Below are 1,862 nucleotides of genomic sequence, written 5' to 3' on the forward strand. Positions count from 1 at the left end.
TTGCAGCACTCCAATCTTCATTATTTTACGCCAGTATTCGTTTCAAAGATATCAATAAGAAATGGCAACATTGCTTCCTGTTCCCTAACATAGCTCATCCTGCACCTCCTAAAAAATAAATCTTAGGATTAGCAAAAGCTGTTACAAAATAGTTTCTAAATATTTAGAGTGCAATAGCTTTTGCTATGCACCCAAAAAGTACCTGCCATACTACAATGCCCTCCTTTTTGTCATTTTATATCAATTTATTTTCTTAGCGTTATCTGCCATACAGCACACCGCAAATAACTAATAAAACACCGGATACAAACAACATAGATTGCACACTAACAATGTCTGCCAATGGTCCCAGAAATAGAATAGCTATTGGCAAAGCACTTGTTGATGCTATTTGAATAATTGAAAAAACTCGCCCTAATACATCTGGCTCTGTAATTTCCTGAACATATACGGTTTGTACAGTAGTGAGTATAGGCATTAAGAATCCTGCTATTAAGATAAATACGAGATACAATGCAAAATTTGTCGCAATACTCATAAACCCAAATGCTATTCCAAATGCAATAAAAACAGCAGCAATTGCAAATACCTTATTTTTAATTTGCTTTCTTAAAGCAATAAAAACGCCTCCAATAAGAGAACCAACAGTCCAAAGAATTTCATTTGCAGTCAATCGCCATACTTCATTTCCAAATGTACGTTCAATCATTAACGGCGATAATACCATTGCCGGGGTCAGCAAAATAAAGGCAATAGCATAGAAAGCAATTAGTTTCTTTAACTCGGAATGTTCAAATACATAATCTATTCCTGCACGAATATCTGAAATCATTGAGTTTGTATTTACTGTTGAATTTTGTTTTCCAACCTTGATCATGCTCATTATGGTAATAGCAATAACTGCTGTAACAACATCGACCATGAAAGCCCAAACAAGACCGATGGAACCAAGCAAAACTCCACCAATAGCAGGAGCAAGTAATAAACAAATTGCATTTACTGTTTGATTAATACCCTGAATTTTAGTCAAATTTTCTTTTGGCACTATTTGCGGATAAATAGCATTGACTGCCGGAGATTGAATGCCTGCCCCCGTCGAACGAATTGCTAAAACAACCAACAATAGAATTTTATCTTGAAAACCTGCCCAATACGATATTGCTAAACCCAATGTTGCCAACGCTATAAAACCGTCTGCCGCCATAATCATATATTTACGATTAAACCTATCTGCTAAGGCACCTCCCCATAAGGAGATTATTATTTGGGGCAGATTGCTAAATATAGTTGCCATCATCATCCAAAAGCCTGATGATGTTTCAAGGGTTATATGCCAGATTACAGCATAGCCAACAATTGACGAACCAAAAAGAGATATATTTTGGCTTAATAAAAATAATACAGCGGAAACTTTCCAGTTTTTATTTGATTTCATATATAGTATCCTTTCTTCTTCATAAACACAAGGACAACAAAAAAGCGACACGCTAAAACGCAACTGTCGCTTATATATCTATATATAAAATAGTTGTGTCTATGTGTTTTTAATTAAATTTATTTTGTTTATCCAAGATAATAAAATAATTAATAATAATTCCTGACATAAGAACGATGCTCCTTTCATATTTCATGATCGTTGAAATTGTATCTTAATGAGCCATGTAAGTTAAGCATCATGTAAATTCGGCCTAACAAAACTCCATACAATTACACAATATTATAATTCATTTTAACTCAGCAGTCAACATATAAAACGCAATAATTAGAGTTATGAAAGAAGTAACATTAAAAGCAGAGAAAGCCGAAACGGTTTTCCTGCTTTATTTTTTTATTCAGAGCGGCGAAAGGAGGCTTGAAAATGG

At 34.2% G+C, this 1,862-nt stretch carries 1 protein-coding gene; it reads right to left on the bottom strand.

Annotation, left to right across the window (positions count from 1 at the left end; genetic code table 11):
- Positions 1-259: 259 nt before the first annotated feature.
- A complete protein-coding gene (locus NI20_RS0112585; RefSeq protein ID WP_033121740.1) occupies positions 260-1,435 on the bottom strand; it encodes an MFS transporter in 1,176 nt (391 codons plus the stop codon).
- Positions 1,436-1,862: the final 427 nt, after the last annotated feature.

It is taken from the genome of Oscillibacter sp. ER4, assembly GCF_000765235.1.
GTDB classification, from domain to species: Bacteria; Bacillota; Clostridia; order Oscillospirales; family Oscillospiraceae; genus Hominicoprocola; species Hominicoprocola fusiformis.

Bases quoted from the DNA above. Each gene is read 5' to 3' on its own strand.
- NI20_RS0112585 (WP_033121740.1), bottom strand. From the start codon at position 1,435: ATGAAATCAAATAAAAACTGGAAAGTTTCCGCTGTATTATTTTTATTA.